The organism is Hoeflea sp. CAU 1731, assembly GCF_039888615.1.
Lineage (GTDB): Bacteria > Pseudomonadota > Alphaproteobacteria > Rhizobiales > Rhizobiaceae > Flavimaribacter.
In genome coordinates this window covers 26,954-43,530 of sequence record NZ_JBDQQS010000028.1, presented here as the reverse complement: position 1 = coordinate 43,530, position 16,577 = coordinate 26,954, and the positions used below count along the sequence as shown (strand labels likewise).

The following is a 16,577-nucleotide window of genomic DNA, read 5'->3' as shown; positions in this document are numbered from 1 at the left end:
ATTGGCGCTTCAGCTTGTCGGCAATGGCATTCAGAATCATGGCTACGCTCCGCTACATTGGGAGCGGCAATTTCTCCGCTGGTGGTCAACAGGCCGTTAACCAAGAAAATTTGCGACAGGCCCGATCGAGCCGGACGAGGCTCCTCTTCTCGTGCGCCCCTTCATTACTGCAGGGATTGATACCACAATCGGAGCAATCTCGGCTAGTGTACTGGGGTTGGCGGAATCGGGCGATTGGGAAAAGCTCACTGAGAATCGTGACCTGGCGCCTCAGGCATTCGAAGAAGCGGTTCGGTGGAGTTCGCCTATTCAGTCCGTATTTCGCACCACGGCCTGCGACGTTGAGATCGGCGGGAACTTAATTCCTAAGAAAAGCAAGGTGCTCATGATGATGGGGGCAGCGAACCGGGATCCCCGAAAATTTGAGAGCCCTGACAAGTACATCTTGGGCCGTAAGACGTCGGGTCATTTGGGCTTTGGCTCAGGAATACACACATGTGCAGGTCAGATGATGGCGCGAGTCGAAGGAGAAGCGCTCCTAAGAGTTCTTTCCCGTCGAGTAAAATCCATTTCTCTCGAATCCGATCCTGAGTTCGAGTTGAGCAACACGACCCGTGTGCTGAAGGCTGCCAAGGTTACCGTGGTCGCCTTTTGAAAGGATGCTTCATGTCTATCGAGATGATTTCCGCGATATCTCGCGGCAAAGATGAGCTATTGGCGCTTGAGTCCTGCGAACTTGCTGTGCCGGGACCAGGTGAGGTGCTCGTACAAATTGATGCCTGTGGAATTTGTCACACGGACGTTGCTGTTATTAGGCAACATATACCATTGCCTTTCCCAAGGGTACTCGGGCATGAAGGCGCAGGAAAGGTTAAAGCCTGCGGCGAAGGAGTCGAAGACCTTCAGCAGGGCGACCATGTATTGCTCAGTTTTGGATTCTGTGGTGAGTGCGAGCAGTGCAAATGTCGCGAACCTGCCTATTGTAGCTCGTTCCGCGAAATAAATTTCGGAGGACAGCGAGCCAGCGGAGATGCAATTTCGCAGGGTGGAAAACCGATTGGGGGTAATTTCTTTCGCCAGTCGGCCTTCGCAACTTTTGCATTAGCGCAGCGAAGCAATGTCGTGAAAATCGACCGCGATCTTCCATTGGATGTTTTAGCACCGCTTGGTTGTGGAGTTCAAACCGGTGTCGGGGCGGTTTTGAATGTGATCAAGCCGACTGCTGGGAGTTCGTTTGCCGTTTTCGGTTCCGGGTCGGTAGGCTTGTCGGCCGTGATGGGAGCAAAGATCGCCGGATGTGATGTCATCTGCGCGGTCGATATGGCCGATAACCGACTGGCGTTGGCAAAAGAACTTGGCGCGACCCACGTTTTTAGGGGTGACGCACCAGGCCTCACCGAATCGATACGTGAAGCCACTGGAGGTGGTGTGAATTCAGCACTCGATACGACCGGCGTTCCGGCAGTAGTGACTACGGCAACCCAATCTCTTCGCAAGCTTGGAATTCTTGCGCATGTCGCGGCCCCGGCAGCAGGGACGGAATACAGCGTAGACAGTCGCTTGTTCGTCGGGGCTGGGCTGTCTTGGCGGGGTATAGTAGAGGGTGATAGCGATCCGCAAGATTTTATTCCTCAATTGATTGAATACTATCGGAACGGCCAGCTTCCACTGGAAAAACTCATCACTCATTATCCTTTCGCCTCGATCAATCAGGCGATTAAGGACATGGAAGATGGACTAATAGTTAAGCCCGTCCTCCGTATGGGGAAAAACTCCAATGCGTGAGTTCGGACTTTTTATAGATGGTCAGGTAATGCCCGGGACCCGAACGTCGCCGGTGGTCAATCCTGCGACCGAAATCACTGTTGCCCTAGCGGCGCGCGCCACACCGGTCGAACTGGACTTGGCAGTAGAAAGTGCTCAACGCGCGTTCGCGACTTGGTCACAACTTATGGTGGCTCAGCGGCAGAAAGCCGTCGGTCGAATTGCCCAAATAATGGAAGAAAATGTAGATCAGCTTGGTGAGCTTCTGATGCTTGAGCAGGGAAAGCCGCTTAGTGCCGCTAAAAACGAAGTTCTGCGCGCGGCGGAGTTCTTTCGTTACGCAGCTTTGCGCCAAGTCGAAGACCGGCACATTCATGCTGGAGGCGGTCGAGATTCTATCATTCAGCGTCGTCCGCTTGGCGTTGTTGCCTGCATTATCCCATGGAACTTCCCAATCGCATTAATGGCGTTGAAGGTCCCTCTGGCACTGATCGCGGGGAACACGCTGGTCGTGAAGCCAGCTGGCTCCACCCCGCTTTCAACGCTACGGTTTGCTGAACTGGTAGGTGATATCCTGCCAGCCGGCGTGCTCAATGTGCTTAGCGACGAAAATGATCTGGGTCCGCTAATCAGTGCCCATCCTGGCATACGAAAGATTTCGTTCACCGGTTCAACAGCAACTGGCCGCCGCGTGATGGCTACGGCGGCAAGCACTTTGAAGCGTGTTACGTTGGAACTCGGCGGCAACGATCCTGCCATTGTTCTGGACGACGCCGACCCAAAGCTCGTTGCTGCCAGAATCTTCGCTTTTGCCTTCGTGAACTCCGGCCAAATGTGCATTGCGATCAAACGGGTTTATGTTCCTGAAGCCCTCCATGATCGGCTATGTGAGGAACTTGTTCTGCTTGCGGAACAAGCGGTGGTTGGTGCCGGTACCGAAGAAGGAGTCCAGATCGGACCGTTACAAAACCGTGCGCAATTTGACCGGATCCTAGAGCTCCTTCAGGATTGCAATAGCCGCGGAACAATATTGACGGGGGGAAATCGGGTCGGCAACAAGGGCTTTTTTGTACGGCCTGCAATTGTCTGTGATGTCGCTGATGGCGATCGCATCGTGGACGAGGAGCAGTTCGGTCCAATCTTGCCGATTGTGAAATACACAAACCTCGACAAAGTAGTGGATACGCTGAACCGGGGCGAGATGGGTCTGGGCGCTTCGATATGGACACAGGACTCCGAGCGCGCTGAAGAACTCGCTGACCGGTTAGAATTCGGTACAATCTGGATCAATGATCACATGGCGCTTTCCCCAGCACTCCCCTTTTCCGGAGCGCGCCAATCTGGAATTGGCGCCGAATTAGGTGATGACGGACTGCATGAATTCTGTCAGCTCCGAGTTGTCAACCGAGCACTGCCGCGTACCTGAAGAAGGCCTAAAACAATGAGAGACAAATGAAGATAACGGTCACAAAGAGGGACGGCTCGACCCGTATGATTAGAGCAGAGGCTGGACAGATTTTGATGGAGGCACTCCGCGACAATGAAATCGATGATATCGAAGCGATATGCGGTGGCAATTGCGCTTGCGGCACTTGCCATGTCTACATAGCTTCTGAAGCTTTTGAAGAAATGCCGAAGCCTGCAGAGGCCGAGGTAGATATCTTAGAATGCTTTGACTCAGCAAAGCCGAATTCGAGGTTGTCCTGTCAAGTGGAACTCACCGAGACGATGGATGGTCTCTGCCTCGAAGTAGCACCTCAAGATACCATCTAACCATTTCTAGGGAGGAAATGAACATGAATACGACTCTATTGACCATGGCAATGCTGGTGCTGTCCGCCTCCATTGTAGAAGCCCGTGAAATACGTGTTGCACCGGGTCTACCTAGTCCACACCCTGTATATGACGACCTTTATGTCCCTTTCGTGGAGTATCTTCCCAAAGTGTCAGATGGTAATCTGACGGCGAAAATTCTAGGGCCGGAAGTCGTGGCACTTCCCCAAATGAAGGACGCACTTCAGACCAATCTCGCGGAGATTGGGACGATCGTGCCTCTCTACTACGGATCCGAAATGCCTTATGCTGGCATTATGAGTGCGGTCGCACTGACCGGCCGTGAACCACATGTCATGGGAGCTGCGGCAACTGAATTCATGGTCAATTGCATACCTTGCCAAAAGGAGTTCATTGACTTGGGCATGGTATACTTGGGAACCGGATCTACGGATGTTTATGGTCTTATTACGACGAAACCAGTCGTGGTTCCAGAAGATCTTCAGGGCTTGCGTCTACGAACTGGGGGAGCGCCGTTTTCCCGCTGGGCTGAACATTTTGGTGCCGCTCCGGTGACCATGTCAACCGCGGAAGTGTTCGAGTCAATCTCGCAAGGCACGCTCGACGGATCGGTAAGTTCACTGAGTGATCTACTGACTTTGAGGCTGATGGAGGTCATCAAAAACGCAACGCTCATTAGCATTGGTACCTATCATGGCACTTCGTCATTTACCGCAAGCAAGACTACTTGGGTGCAGCTTTCGGCCGAGGAGCGCGAACAGCTAGCACGTGCAGCCAATCTCGGTGCGGTTCAGATGACCCAAGCCTGGGGATATGAACTCGCCGACAAGGCGCTGAACGCTGCCAAGGAGGCTGGCTTGACTGCGGTAACCCCGTCGCCAATTCTGAAGGAAGCCAGCAATGCCTACGCGTTGGAAGATGTGAAGATAGCAGCTCAATTGGCAAAGGAAAATTACGGGATTGATGATGCCGATGATTTGATTGCGGAGTTCATCCGGCTTGTCGAGAAATGGCAAGGCATTGTTGACGAGACAGGGCTCGACCCAGATGCTATCGCTGCGCGTGTGCAGGCAGAGGTCTGGGATAAGGTGGACTATGCATCCTATGGCAACTGATACCGGGAATTTCATACTGGACTATTCTCTGTGAAACGAATCATTAACACCGTCAGCACGGCGCTGGCTTCAGTCGGTGCCGTTGCTGTTATCCTTCTAATGCTGCACGTCTGCGCGGATGTCGTCGCTCGAAATGTTTTTGTTGTGGCTATCCCAGGTACGTCAGATATCGTTGCCCGTTATTACATGATAGCTCTCACTTTCCTGCCACTGGCTCTGACGGAACAAAAATTGGAAATGATTTCGGTCGATTTAGTGAATTCCGTTTTGCCGAACGTGTTCCAAAAGTTGCTGCTACGTGCGGTTGCGCTGATTAGTGTTGGTGTTTATGGAGTTCTTGGATATTTGACTTGGTTGACCGCGATAAAGTCATTCCATGCGGGAACCTTCATCATGGTTGAGAATACACGAATTTTTGTCTGGCCTACATATTTCATGTTGCCTCTGGCCTTTGCTGCGGCTGGTTTCATCTGTCTGATGCGCTGCATTTGTGCTGTGCCTGGCCATCAGAATCTACATAAGGCTTGATAATATGAATGTCGAAGCGGGTTTTATGGGTGCGCTTGCGCTTCTCTTATTGCTGATATTGCGTGTTCCGGTTGCGATTGCGTTGATCTTGGTGTCTTTCGTGGGCATAGCTTCGATCCTCGGTTTCGGGCCGGCCTTTGGTATCTTGCAGAACACGCCCTACAGCTTCGCGTCTAGCTGGACCCTCAGCGCAGTACCAATGTTCCTTCTGATGGGATTTATGGCCTACCGTGCGGGTTTTACGTCTGGACTTTTCGAGCTTGCTAAGGTCTTGCTGCGTTGGCTGCCGGGAGGGCTAGCCATTTCTACCATCGCAGCGAGTGGGGGCTTCGCTGCGCTTAGTGGGTCAAGCATAGCCAACTCCGCTACGATAGGACGTATGGCAGTGCCCGAAATGGTATCGGGCGGGTACGGGCGGGGCTTTGCCTGCGCTACTGTGGCTGCAGGGGGGACGCTGGGTGCTTTGATCCCGCCATCCATCTTGATGATCGTTTTCGGGATTTTCGCAGAGGTGTCTGTTAACTCGATCTTTCTTGGCGGGATCGTAGTTGGTGTACTGTCTGCCTTTTCCTATGTTGTGGTCATCTTGACGACTGCCTTCATTCGTCCAGACATAGTTCCGCGCCGTGCCGAACCTGGTGAAAGCACCATCAAACTAGGTGTTGCCTTGCGCAACGCATGGCCAGCTATCGCTCTAGCCGGATGTGTTTTGGGCGGGCTCTTCACAGGTATCTTCACGCCTACTGAGGCGGGCGCAGTTGGATCGATGATGACCTTTGTTGTTGCGGGATTTCTTGGCCGCCTGACAAAGGAGATGGCTTGGTTTGTGTTGTCTGAAACAGTTCTGACGACGACTGCAATATTCATTGTCGCAGTCGGAGCAACAATGTTCACCCGCTTTCTTGGAATAACTGGGCTGTCGTCGTATTTGGTATTGGCTACCGCAGGCCTCGAATTGACGCAGTTGACGCAAATTTTGCTAATTGTAGCCATATATTTGGTGCTTGGCATGTTTATGGAGCCATTTGGTGCGCTTTTGATAACCCTACCGGTCTTTCTTCCGATGATAAGGGCTGAGGGAATCGACATGGTCTGGTTCGGCGTCCTTGTTGTAAAACTGCTTGAAATCGGAATGATAACTCCGCCGATAGGTTTGAATGTTTTTGTTGTAAAGCGTGTTGCCGGAATGGAGGCTTCTCTTATGAGAATATTTGCCGCCGTGGTGCCGTTCCTTGTTGCGGATGCGTTTGTGGTAGCGTGCATGATTGTGGCTCCGGGAATGGTGAGGATATTTGGGTAGACGATACCGTGCAATGATGTGGGCGTTGTTGCGTAAATCAGCGTTGGGGCTGACGATCCCCTTTCCCGTTACTTTTCAGGCGACAGCCTCGATCTCGGCCCTGCCGAGGGCCGAGAAGCGGTTCATGAGGGCGATGCGGATGTGGATTTCGGCGGTCTGGCGGTCGGGGTCTCTTGAGGCGATCCTCTTTCCGAAGGACTTGAGGCCACGCATCTTCGCCTCGATGCGACTTCGGGCATGATAGCCAGACCATTTTTTCCAGATCGCTCGCCCAAGGAGCCGGGTGGCGCGCAGGATGTCATTGCGCGCCAACGCCGCAGGGCAATTCTCCTTCCAGAAGCGACCATTCTTGCGAATGGGGATAATGGCGGTGCCTCCCCGCGCGAGGATCGCGGTATGGCAGCGGCGGGTGTCGAAGGCGCCATCGCCCGTCACGGTGCCGATCTCCTGATCCGGCGGGATCTGGTCCAGGAGGTCCGGCAGGACAGGACTGTCGCCCTCGCGGCTTGACGTGAACTCCACGGCCAGGATGTCTCCGGAGCCCGTGTCCATCGCAAGATGGACCTTGCGGTATTGACGTCTGCGATGGGTGCCATGCTTGCGGGCCAGCCATTCGCCATCACCGAGGAACTTGATACCGGTGCTGTCCACCAACAGGTTCAGAGGGCCTGGCGCGCGGCGGCTCGAGATCCCGACCGTGATGGTCTTTTGCCTGCGGCTCAGGGTCGAGAAGTCGGGAACTGGCCAATCCAGCCCCGCCATCTGCAGAATGCTGGACACCATCCCTGTCGATTGTCGGAGCGGCAGGCCGAACAGCACTTTCACCATCAGGCAGAACTGGATCGCGGCATCGGAGAATACCGGCGGCCGACCCGGACGCCCAGCCTTGGGGGCATGCCATTCCATGTCCTTGTCAAGCCAGATCAGCAGCGATCCACGCCGTTTCAGGGCTTCGTTGTAGGACTTCCAGTTCGTCGTGCGGTAGCGGACAGGGTCGGGCTTGCTCACACCAGCCTCTTAACCTACCGGATTCGCGAGGTGAATCCTTTCGGCGCAGAGTTGTGCAACAATGCCTCGTGGGGCGCGTCGCGGCTTCGGCAATCGCCTCTGCATCACGGTCGTCGTTCTTGTGGACTTTCACATATGGCCGGACATAGAGCGGCGACATCAAACGTGGCTCATGTCCCTTCTCAAGACAAAATCGCCCGATGTGATGCGCCCCGCCGCAGGCCTCCATGGCAACCACGCAGGGCGGCAGCGTGTCAAGAAAGTCCAGCAGCCGATGCCGTTGGAGCCGTTTGCGGAACACGACCGCTCCCGTTTCATCCAGCCCGGCGAGACTGCAAACGTTCTTGCCCAAATCTATGCCCAGAACCTTGATGTCCATCAGATGCTCCTCTCTCCACCTATGCCTGCCACAATAGCAGCGTCTGGTGGGAAGGCAGTTCATCCCATTAGCTCAAACATTGTCGAAACTCTTTCTCCGCTGCCGGATATGTTGTCGATCAAGTGGACGGGCACTAGTGTTGAGATTTGACTTCACCGAGGAAGCCCTAGACCCCGTTGCGCGATCAGCGTACGCTGTATTTCGTTTGTTCCGCCCCCGATGGTGTACAAGAGCGAATCCGGCAACCCGAACGCGACCGAACCGTCCAGCACCGCGCCCGGCTCGCCGAAGGACAAAAGCGCGCCGGGCCCCAGAAGATCGCTCAGCGCGATGGCAAGCCGTTCGGCCAGTTCGCTGCTATAGACCTTCATCATCGCGGCGTCGGCCATGGGCAATTCGCCCGCGTCGATGGTCTGCGCCGTGCGCAGCGCCAGAAGCCGCGCGCCGTCGATCTCGGCCGAGAACCGCGCAACCATGTCGCGCACCGCCCCGTCCGCCCGCAGTGCGGGGGCCAGCGGATCGTCCCCGTCGAGCCAGCGCAGGAACGCGTCAAGCTGCGCCCGCGCGCGCGAGGCGATCCCGGCCAGCGACACCCGTTCAAAGGCCAGCGCGGCGGTGATGATCGACCAGCCCTGATCGACCTCGCCGACAATGGCATCCTCGGGCAGCATCACGTTGTCGAAGAACATCGTGTTCGCCTCATGCCCGCTCAGCCCGATCACCGGATGGCGGGTGATGCCGGGCGTGTCGAGCGGCACGATGAAGGTGCTGATCCCCCGGTTGCGGCTTTCGGGCGTGCCCGTCCGCGCGGCAAGCCACAGGTATTGCGCATAGCCCGCCGACGAGGTGAAGGTCTTCTGCCCGTTGATCCGCCAGCCGCCCTCGACCCGCTCGGCCCGTGTCTTCAGACCCGCCAGGTCCGACCCGTTCGACGGCTCGCTGTAACCCAGGGCAAAACACAGCTCGCCCCGCGCAATCGGCGCGACATAGCGCGCTTTCTGCTCGTCCGTGCCGAACCGGATCAGCGTCGGCGCGATCATCCCCGCCGAGGTCTGGTGCCAGCCGATGGGTGCCGCCGAGAAGGCGATCTCCTCCTCGAGGATAAGCTGCTCGACCGCGCTTGCATCCTGCCCGCCCCAGGCTTTCGGCCAGGACATCGACAGGTAGCCGCGCTCGGCGAGCTTCTGACTGAACCCCCGATCCGCCTTGATATGGTTGATCGGGCGGGTGTCGTCGGGGTCGAAGACCCGGCCCGCCCAGTTCTGCGCCAGCCAGCCGCGCACCTCGTCGCGAAAGGCGTTCAGCTTCGGGCCAAGGTCGAAATCGGGCAGCCGTGCGCCCGGCCCCTCCGCCGCGTCGATCAGCGCATCCGCCTGGTCGCGCCGCGCCCGTGCGCTGCCGCCCAGCCGGACAAGATCGCTGTGGATACGGCGGAAATGGCGCGCTGTCTCGTGATCGTTCCAGAACGAGATGCCGCCGAACCCGCGATGGGTCTGCATCGAGGCGGTGCGAAGCCCGCCGCAGGCCAGGATCAGCGCCTCGCGCCCGGCGGCGCTGTTCGCGAACCCCTCTGCCGGTTGCCGCGCCGCCAGCCCGATGGCCAGCCCGGCCAGATCGACCTCAAGATGCAGATCCGCGATCTTGTGCTGGATCGCCTGAAACTGACCGATCTTGCGCCCGAACTGCTCGCGCTCGCCGACATAGTCGATCAGCATTTCCTCGCCGCGCCGGGCCGCGCCAAGCGCGCGGGCCGCAAGCATCAGCCGCAGCACCGCCAGCGCGTCTTCCAACCGCTCGGCACCCGAAACGGGCCGCCCCGCCGCCGCGTCCAGGTCGACGGCGCACTGGGTCGGGGCGCCCAGCCCCCGGCGCGCGGTGATCATCACCCCCGGCTGGGCCGTCTCGACAATGGCGAAGCCTGCCGTGGTCTCGACCAGCAGATGGGTGGCGCTGCCTGCCGCATCGACGCAGCCGACCCGGCCCGACAATGCGCCGCCCGGCCCGGCCACGACCGATCCCGCGCCCGCCTCGCCGCTGCTTGCGGTCAGGGCACAGGCGACCAGCGCCTCGCCCGCCGCGAGCGGCCCGGCAAGCGGATCGTCCGGCCCCAGCACGATACGCGCCGCCAGCGCCTCGCCCAGCGGCAACGGACAGCCCGCCCGGCCCAGCTCTTCGCACAGAACCGCGCTCAGCCGCAGCCCGCCCTCATCCGCCGCGCCCGAAAGCGCGGTCCAGCCATTCTCGGCAATCAGCTCCCAGGCCCGGCGCAAAGCCGCCGGATCGGCGGCCTGCGCCTCGGCGGTGTCCGCTGGCCAGTGGCGGGCCAGAAGCCCCCGCGCCGCATCGCGCAGCGCCGCCATATCCTCGTCGTCGCCTACAAAGATGGTCTCCATGCCGGGCCCGCCGCGATCAGGAATTGGTCCAGACCGGCTTGCGCTTCTCGGCAAAGGCGGTCGGTCCCTCGATATAATCGTTGCTGGCGCGCAGCTTGCGCACCGCCTCGAAATCGCGGCGCATCAGCTCGTCCAGATCGTCGCCGTAGAACGCGCTGTAAGCCACCGTCTTGGTGGTGCGCAGCGAAACCGGCGAACATTCCAGGATCTGCGCCGCCCATTCACGGGCCACCGCCAGCGCCTGACCCTGTTCGGTCACAACGTTGACGAAACCCATCTCGGCGGCCTCGGCGGCAGGGACGCGGCGCCCGGTCAGCAGGATACCCATGGCGCGCTGCCAGCCGACCACCTGGGGCAGCCGCACGATCCCGCCCGCCAGCGCGGCCAGCCCCACCTTGGGCTCGCTCAGCGCGAAATAGGCATTGTCGGCGGCAATCACGATGTCGCAGGCCAGCGCCATTTCGAACCCGCCGCCCATGGCCAGCCCGTTCACGGCGGCGATCACCGGCTTGTCGATATCGGTGCGCATCGACAGCCCGGCAAACCCGCCCGGCGGAAACTGCCTGCGGCCCTTGACGCGAGCCTGGGTCTTCAGGTCGTTCCCGGCCGAAAAAGCCCGGTCCCCCGCCCCGGTCACGATGGCGACCCATTGATCGGCATCGTCGCGAAAATCGTCGAACACCTCGTTCAACTCAAGATCGGCCTCGTAATGCAGCGCGTTCATCACCTCGGGCCGGTTCATCGTGATGACGGTCAGGTGGCCGTCCTTCTCGACGGTGCAGAACTCGTAGGACTTGCTCATGATGTTTCTCCGGTCTGTGCGGGAATAACCAGCGCGTCGAGCGCCTCGATACGGTCGCCATCGACGACCAGCGGATTGACCTCAAGCGCCTCGATCCGGTCGCCCAGCGACAGCGCCGCCTCGCCGATCCGGCAGATCGCGCGCGCCAGCGCAGGGATGTCGGCCTGCGGCGCGCCGCGATAGCCGTTCAGCAGTTTCGCCCCGCGCAGTTCGCCGATCATGGTCTCGACCTCGGCTTCGCTCACGGGCAGCAGGCGCAGGCTCAAATCCTTGAAGATCTCGACGAAGACACCGCCAAGCGCGACGGTGATCGTCGGGCCCCATTGCGGATCGCGGGTGATGCCGACCAACAGTTCGACCCCGCCCTTGCGCATCGGTGAAATCAGGACACCGTCCAGAACCGCATCGGGTTTCGCGGCCTTCACCCGCGCCATCATGGCGTCGAAGGCATCGCCGACCTCGTCCTGGGCAATGCCGATCGCGACCCCACCCACCTCGGTCTTGTGCTGGATCTGGGGCGAGCTGATCTTCAGCACCACCTCGCCGCCGATCCCGGCCGCCATGCGGACGGCCTCGTCCCGGCTGGCGGCCAGCGCCGCCGGAATGGTCGGCACGTCAAAGCCGCGCAGCATGGTCTGCGCCTCATACTCGGTCCGGGGCAGCGCCCCGTCCAACGGTTTGGCACTGTCCTGCGCCGCCGGTTCGGGCAAGGCACCGACCCGGCCCGCCTGACCCCGGGCAAGCGCCAGCGCTGCCAGGCCGAACTGCAACCCGCCCGACAGGTAGGGCAGCTCAAGCTCATCGACGACCGCGGCGGTCTCGGCCGTGAAGCCCTTGGCATGGTTGGCGATCACCAGAACCGGGGCCGAGGCGCGCTTCACTCCCTCGCTGACCGAGCGGAGCATCGGCAGGGACAAGGGCGATGCGTCATCGGCATCCATCGGCACGTCGAAGACATAGACAACGACACCGACCGACGGATCGTCGGCAATCGCCTCGATCGCCTTGGCGGCCATGTCCGGCTCTGTCACCGCCAGCCCGGTCAGGTCGAGCGGGCAATGCACCGTCGCGTAATCGGGCAGGAATTCCTTGAGCCGCGCGGCGGTTTCAGGCGCGAAATGCGCCAGCGGAAGCCCGGCCTCATGGGCCAGGTCCGCGCTGATCTCGCTCAGCCCGCCGGAGATCGAGATGATGGCCACATCGCCCTCGGCGCCGACCCGCGCCTTGCACAGTAGATCGGCGGTATGCACCAGCTCGTCAATCGAGCCCGCGCGCAGGATGCCGTATTGCGAACAGAAGGCGTCGAACACCTTGTCATCGCCGACCAGCGCCCCGGTATGGGCCTGCGCGGCCAGCGCGGTCGCCTCGCTGCGGCCCACCTTGAGCGCGACGATATGCTTGCCCAGCTCCATCGCACGGCGCGCCACTTTCGCAAAGGCCGCCGGATCGCGGATCGCCTCGACGAACAGCGCGATCACCTCGACGCCGGGATCTTCGAGCAGGTAGTCGATGGCATCGCAGACGCCGGTATTCAACTCGTTCCCGGTCGAGACCAGATAACCATGGCCAACGCCCTGCTGGCTCGCAAAACGGTGGATCGCAATGGCGACCGCGCCGCTTTGCGACACGATGGCAACCTTGCCGGGGCGCACCGGGGTGCGCAGGCTTCCGGTCCACAGCGCGCTGCGGTCCGAGAAATTCGCAAGCCCAAGGCAGTTCGGGCCGATGATGTTGATCCCATGCGCATTCGCGCGGTCGCGGATCGCGGCTTCCAGCCGCGCGCCCTCTTCCCCGATTTCACCGAAACCCGAGGCCAGGATCACCGCGTTGGAAATGCCCGCCTGCTTCAGATCGTCAAGCGCATCGAGCAGCCCGACCGCCGGGATCACCAGCATGGCCACGTCCACCGGCGCCCCGATGGCGGCACAGCTGGTATGGGCAGTCCGGCCCAGCACCTCGCCGCCGCGGCGGTTGACCAGATGGATGTCGCCGTCGAAACCGACCTTGTCGAGATTCCTGAGCGCCGCCCGGGCCCAGGCCGAGCGGTCGCTCGCGCCGACAATGGCGATGGATCGGGGCGCGAACAGGCCGCGAAGAGGATGCTCCGTCTGCGGCAGCGGACCTGATTGTAGCATGACGTATTCCAATTGATGTCTGTGTGCGGTCACAGGGCGCATGGCGTCAGCCCGCGCCCGTGGCGTTGCGTCTGCACCGCGCGCCAGCGGCGCGGTGCAGACATGTCGGATACGGCCGGATCAGTTGCCGTAATTGTCCGTCAGGATCATTTCCAGCATGCGGTCGCCCGGCAGCCCTTCGGCCTCGCGCGCTTCGGCCCAGGCGGTCCAGATCGGCTGACCGCCCATTTCGCGCAGACCGGCCAGTTCTTCGGCGGTGTAGGTGATCGGCTGCACCCCGTCCTCGGCCAGGATCGGAAGGTTCACATCGTCTTCCTTCTTGAACTCCGCGATATTGGCGTCCAGCGCCCCGCTGCGCAGATCGGCCAGCAGACCCTTGTACTGGTCGGGCAGCGAGTCATACGCATCCTTGTTGGCCAGCACGAAGCACACGGCCGACCCCGGTGAGAGGTTGGTGGTGTACCATTCGGCGATCTCGTTCCACTTGTTGGAGAAGAACGGCCCGGTGAACGGATAGACCATGCCGTCGATCACGCCGCGCTCCATCGCCTGATAGAGATCGGTGGTCGGCGAGGACGAAACCGACACGCCCAGCAGGCGCATAGCCTCGGCAACCTGGCCGGTCGAGTTCAGGCGCAGACCGTCGTAATCGGCCAGCGCGACCGGCGGCTTGCCCCGGCCCATGACCTGGTAGTTCGGCAGCAGGACACTGGCCAGCGCCACCGCGTTCCACTTCTCAAGCTCCGACACGATTTCGGGCTGGGCCATGTAGGCTTCCTGAAGCGCGCGGCGTTTCTCGATCGTGTCGGCGGGGATGAACGGCAGTTCAAGACCCGACAGCAGCGGCAGCTTGCCCGCTGCGAAAGCCGTACAGGCGATCCCAACCTCGAAGGCCCCGGATTCGATGCCCTCAAGCATCTCGAACTGCCCGGCCAGCGCACCGCCATATTGCAGCGAAATATCGAACGCGCCGTCCGTCTTTTCCTTCGCCTGCGCCGACAGATACTCGACGCCCTCGGTCATACCGCGCCGGGTGCCCCACAGACCTGCAAGCCACTTGACCGACGGACCCTCGACCTCGGCGGCCGTGGCCGCGCCCGGAACAACCGTGGTGGCGGTCATGACCGATCCGGCCACCAATGCAGCGCCGACCAGCGATGAAATTCTGAGATTTTTCATAATGTTCTCCTCCCATTGTTTGGGTCTGCCTGTCCGGAGCACCCATGGAAATTAAACCACGCTGTTGTTGAGCAGTCAACGTTATAATGAACTCAATCTAACGGTACCTCAGTTCATCCGGTTAGGCAGGAACAGGACTAGTTCTGGAAAAAACAGGATGATGGTGACAATCACGATCTCGCCGACCAGGAACGGAGCGACACCTCGGAACACTTCTCCCAGCTTGATGTCGGGCCTGACCGAATTGACGATGTAGCAGTTCAGCCCGATCGGAGGGGTCACAAGCCCGATCTCGATCAACTTCACCACCAGCACCCCGAACCAGATCGAATTGAACCCGAGCGCGGTGACCACCGGATAGATGATCGGCAGCGTCAGGATCAGGATGCCCAGCCCGTCAAGCACCATGCCCAGCAGCAGGTACAGGATCACGATCGCCACCATCAGGTGTTGCGGCGACATGTCCAGCTCGACAATCGTGTTGGTGATCGTGTTGGTCAGCCCGGTGAAGGCCAGGAAGCGCACGAAGATATGCACCGCCCAGATGATCGTGAAGATCATCGCCGTGGTCTTGACCGTATCCACCAGCCCCTCGCGGAACTGCGGCCAGGTCATGCCCGCGACGATGGCCATGATCAGCACCACCACCACCGCCAGCGCGGCCGATTCCGTGGGCGTGGCCCAGCCGAAATAGGTCCCGGCAAAGATCACGCCGACCACGACGAAGATGCCCCAGACCCCGGAGAGCGACTTGAACTTCTCGCCCCAGGACACGCGCGGCTGTTGCGGCGTCCACTCGGGGCGCAGGAACGAAACCACGGCGATGACCACCGCATAGACAAGAAGCGAGATCAGACCGGGGATGATCCCGGCCAGCAACAGCGCCCCGATCGATTCCTCGACCAGGATGCCATAGATGACCAGGATGGCGCTTGGCGGGATCAGCGCGGCCAGCGTGCCGCCCACGGCGCAGACGCCCGCCGCCAGCGCACGGTTATAACCGGACTTCTCCATCTCGGGGACCGCAAGGCGGGTGAAAACGGCGGTCGAGGCCGTGCTCGATCCCGAGACCGCGGCAAACCCGGCCGAGGCAAAGATCGTCGCGGTGGCAAGCCCGCCCGGAATACGCCCGAGCCACAGCTTGGCGGCCTTGAAGGCCCCCGTGGTTATGCCCGCATGAAACGATAAGAACCCGATTGCTATGAACAATGGCACGACCGTCAGCGAATAGGTCGCCGCCGTGTGATAGGGCACGCCCCCGACAATCGAAAGCACCGCGCCCACCGGCCGCAGATAGAGCAGACCGGCCAACCCGACGATACCGGCCGAAAATGCGATGGGCACGCCCAGAGCGACCAGCGACAGCATCGCCACGAAGCCCAGAATGCCGACCAGTTCACCTTCCATGATATTCTCCTCCCACTACCCCGCTCGGGCAGCCCTTTATTGTTTTGGTCAGATCGCCCTGATCACTCGATGATGGCATCATCGGCCTGCGGCACCGGCGGCCGGACAAGCTGGATGGCCAGTCGCAAGGTCAGAAGCACAAGGGCGATGGGGGCCACCGCGCTCGGGATCCAGAGCGGCAGCTTGGCCGTCGGGGTCGTGCCGCCAAGCGACACCAGTTTCTCGGTCTGCGTGAACGAGGCATAGGTGACATAGGCGATCAGGATCAGCGCGATCAGTGTCGCGAAGAGCTCCAGCGCGCGCCGCGCCTGCGGCCCGACACGGTCGATCACCAGCGTCATCCGCACATTGCCCGCCAAGTTCTGGCAATAGGCCATGCCAAGCAGCGCCACCGGCACCATCGACTGCGCCACGAAGTCGATCTGCCCGAAGATCGGCGCGTTGAAAAGTTTACGCATCACCACTTCGGCAACGCCGAAAGCTGTGATGACCATAACGAATGCCCCGGCGATAAGCGCCGTCCAGCGTTCGACCCGGCGAAGGCCGAAGTCGATCCTGTCCAGCACCGTCGGAGTCGCGTCCGTGGACCCTGTCATGATTCTCCTCCCTTACCGGGTTTTCCCGGCTCTTTTTCCGGCATTTAGCTCAATGCCGGACGTCCGAAAGCGTAGCTGATCATTGTTGCCGTATCAACATTGTTACACAGCACTGTTGACAGATCAACATTGAATATGTATCAATCCGGCATGCGAAACAGGCCGTCAGGCAGGCGC

General features: G+C 60.2%; 15 protein-coding genes. 7 read left to right on the top strand and 8 right to left on the bottom strand.

Annotation, left to right across the window (positions count from 1 at the left end; translation table 11 throughout):
* Positions 1-151 precede the first annotated feature (151 nt).
* Genes AAFN47_RS26715 through AAFN47_RS26685 form a run of 7 tightly spaced genes read left to right on the top strand, consistent with a single transcriptional unit; the run spans position 152 to position 6,501 of the window.
* Positions 152-655 (top strand): cytochrome P450, encoded by a 504-nt coding sequence (locus AAFN47_RS26715; RefSeq protein ID WP_499812279.1) that lies wholly within the window; start codon positions 152-154, stop codon positions 653-655.
* Positions 656-666: 11 nt separating this feature from the next.
* Positions 667-1,785 carry an NAD(P)-dependent alcohol dehydrogenase gene (locus tag AAFN47_RS26710; RefSeq protein WP_499812278.1) on the top strand — a complete coding sequence of 373 codons (1,119 nt, stop codon included), beginning with the start codon at positions 667-669 and terminating at the stop codon, positions 1,783-1,785.
* Positions 1,778-3,190: an aldehyde dehydrogenase family protein gene (locus AAFN47_RS26705; protein ID WP_499812277.1), complete on the top strand. Its 1,413-nt coding sequence runs from the start codon at positions 1,778-1,780 to the stop codon at positions 3,188-3,190. Before AAFN47_RS26710 ends, AAFN47_RS26705 begins: the two co-directional genes overlap by 8 nt.
* Before the next feature lie 26 nt (positions 3,191-3,216).
* Positions 3,217-3,537 (top strand): 2Fe-2S iron-sulfur cluster-binding protein, encoded by a 321-nt coding sequence (locus tag AAFN47_RS26700; RefSeq protein WP_499812276.1) that lies wholly within the window; start codon positions 3,217-3,219, stop codon positions 3,535-3,537.
* Between the two features lie 17 nt (positions 3,538-3,554).
* The gene (locus AAFN47_RS26695) at positions 3,555-4,673 is read left to right on the top strand and encodes a C4-dicarboxylate TRAP transporter substrate-binding protein (RefSeq protein WP_499812275.1); all 1,119 of its coding nucleotides are present in this window, start codon (positions 3,555-3,557) and stop codon (positions 4,671-4,673) included.
* 30 nt (positions 4,674-4,703) lie between these two features.
* On the top strand, positions 4,704-5,201 hold the full coding sequence (locus AAFN47_RS26690) for a TRAP transporter small permease (protein WP_499812274.1): 498 nt from the start codon (positions 4,704-4,706) through the stop codon (positions 5,199-5,201).
* A gap of 4 nt (positions 5,202-5,205) precedes the next feature.
* Complete coding sequence (locus AAFN47_RS26685) at positions 5,206-6,501, top strand: TRAP transporter large permease (protein ID WP_499812273.1); 1,296 nt, start codon at positions 5,206-5,208, stop codon at positions 6,499-6,501.
* A 75-nt stretch (positions 6,502-6,576) separates the two neighbouring features.
* Here AAFN47_RS26685 and AAFN47_RS26680 read toward each other — a convergent pair whose 3' ends face one another.
* From AAFN47_RS26680 to AAFN47_RS26645, 8 genes are all read right to left on the bottom strand, one after another.
* Positions 6,577-7,509 (bottom strand): IS5 family transposase, encoded by a 933-nt coding sequence (locus AAFN47_RS26680; protein ID WP_499812272.1) that lies wholly within the window; start codon positions 7,507-7,509, stop codon positions 6,577-6,579.
* On the bottom strand, positions 7,415-7,888 hold the full coding sequence (locus AAFN47_RS26675; RefSeq protein ID WP_499812271.1) for an IS110 family transposase: 474 nt from the start codon (positions 7,886-7,888) through the stop codon (positions 7,415-7,417). Before AAFN47_RS26675 ends, AAFN47_RS26680 begins: the two co-directional genes overlap by 95 nt.
* A 152-nt stretch (positions 7,889-8,040) precedes the next feature.
* Positions 8,041-10,281 (bottom strand): acyl-CoA dehydrogenase family protein, encoded by a 2,241-nt coding sequence (locus AAFN47_RS26670; RefSeq protein WP_499812270.1) that lies wholly within the window; start codon positions 10,279-10,281, stop codon positions 8,041-8,043.
* Between the two features lie 16 nt (positions 10,282-10,297).
* Positions 10,298-11,083, bottom strand: a complete 786-nt coding sequence (locus AAFN47_RS26665; protein WP_499812269.1) for an enoyl-CoA hydratase-related protein — start codon at positions 11,081-11,083, stop codon at positions 10,298-10,300.
* Positions 11,080-13,218: an acetate--CoA ligase family protein gene (locus AAFN47_RS26660; protein ID WP_499812268.1), complete on the bottom strand. Its 2,139-nt coding sequence runs from the start codon at positions 13,216-13,218 to the stop codon at positions 11,080-11,082. The genes AAFN47_RS26665 and AAFN47_RS26660 overlap by 4 nt, the downstream gene beginning before the upstream one ends.
* 120 nt (positions 13,219-13,338) lie before the next feature.
* Positions 13,339-14,397, bottom strand: a complete 1,059-nt coding sequence (gene dctP / locus AAFN47_RS26655; RefSeq protein ID WP_499812266.1) for a TRAP transporter substrate-binding protein DctP — start codon at positions 14,395-14,397, stop codon at positions 13,339-13,341.
* 108 nt (positions 14,398-14,505) lie between these two features.
* Positions 14,506-15,804 (bottom strand): TRAP transporter large permease, encoded by a 1,299-nt coding sequence (locus tag AAFN47_RS26650; RefSeq protein ID WP_499812265.1) that lies wholly within the window; start codon positions 15,802-15,804, stop codon positions 14,506-14,508.
* Positions 15,805-15,866: 62 nt separating this feature from the next.
* A complete protein-coding gene (locus AAFN47_RS26645; protein ID WP_499812264.1) occupies positions 15,867-16,400 on the bottom strand; it encodes a TRAP transporter small permease in 534 nt (177 codons plus the stop codon).
* Positions 16,401-16,577 lie beyond the last annotated feature (177 nt).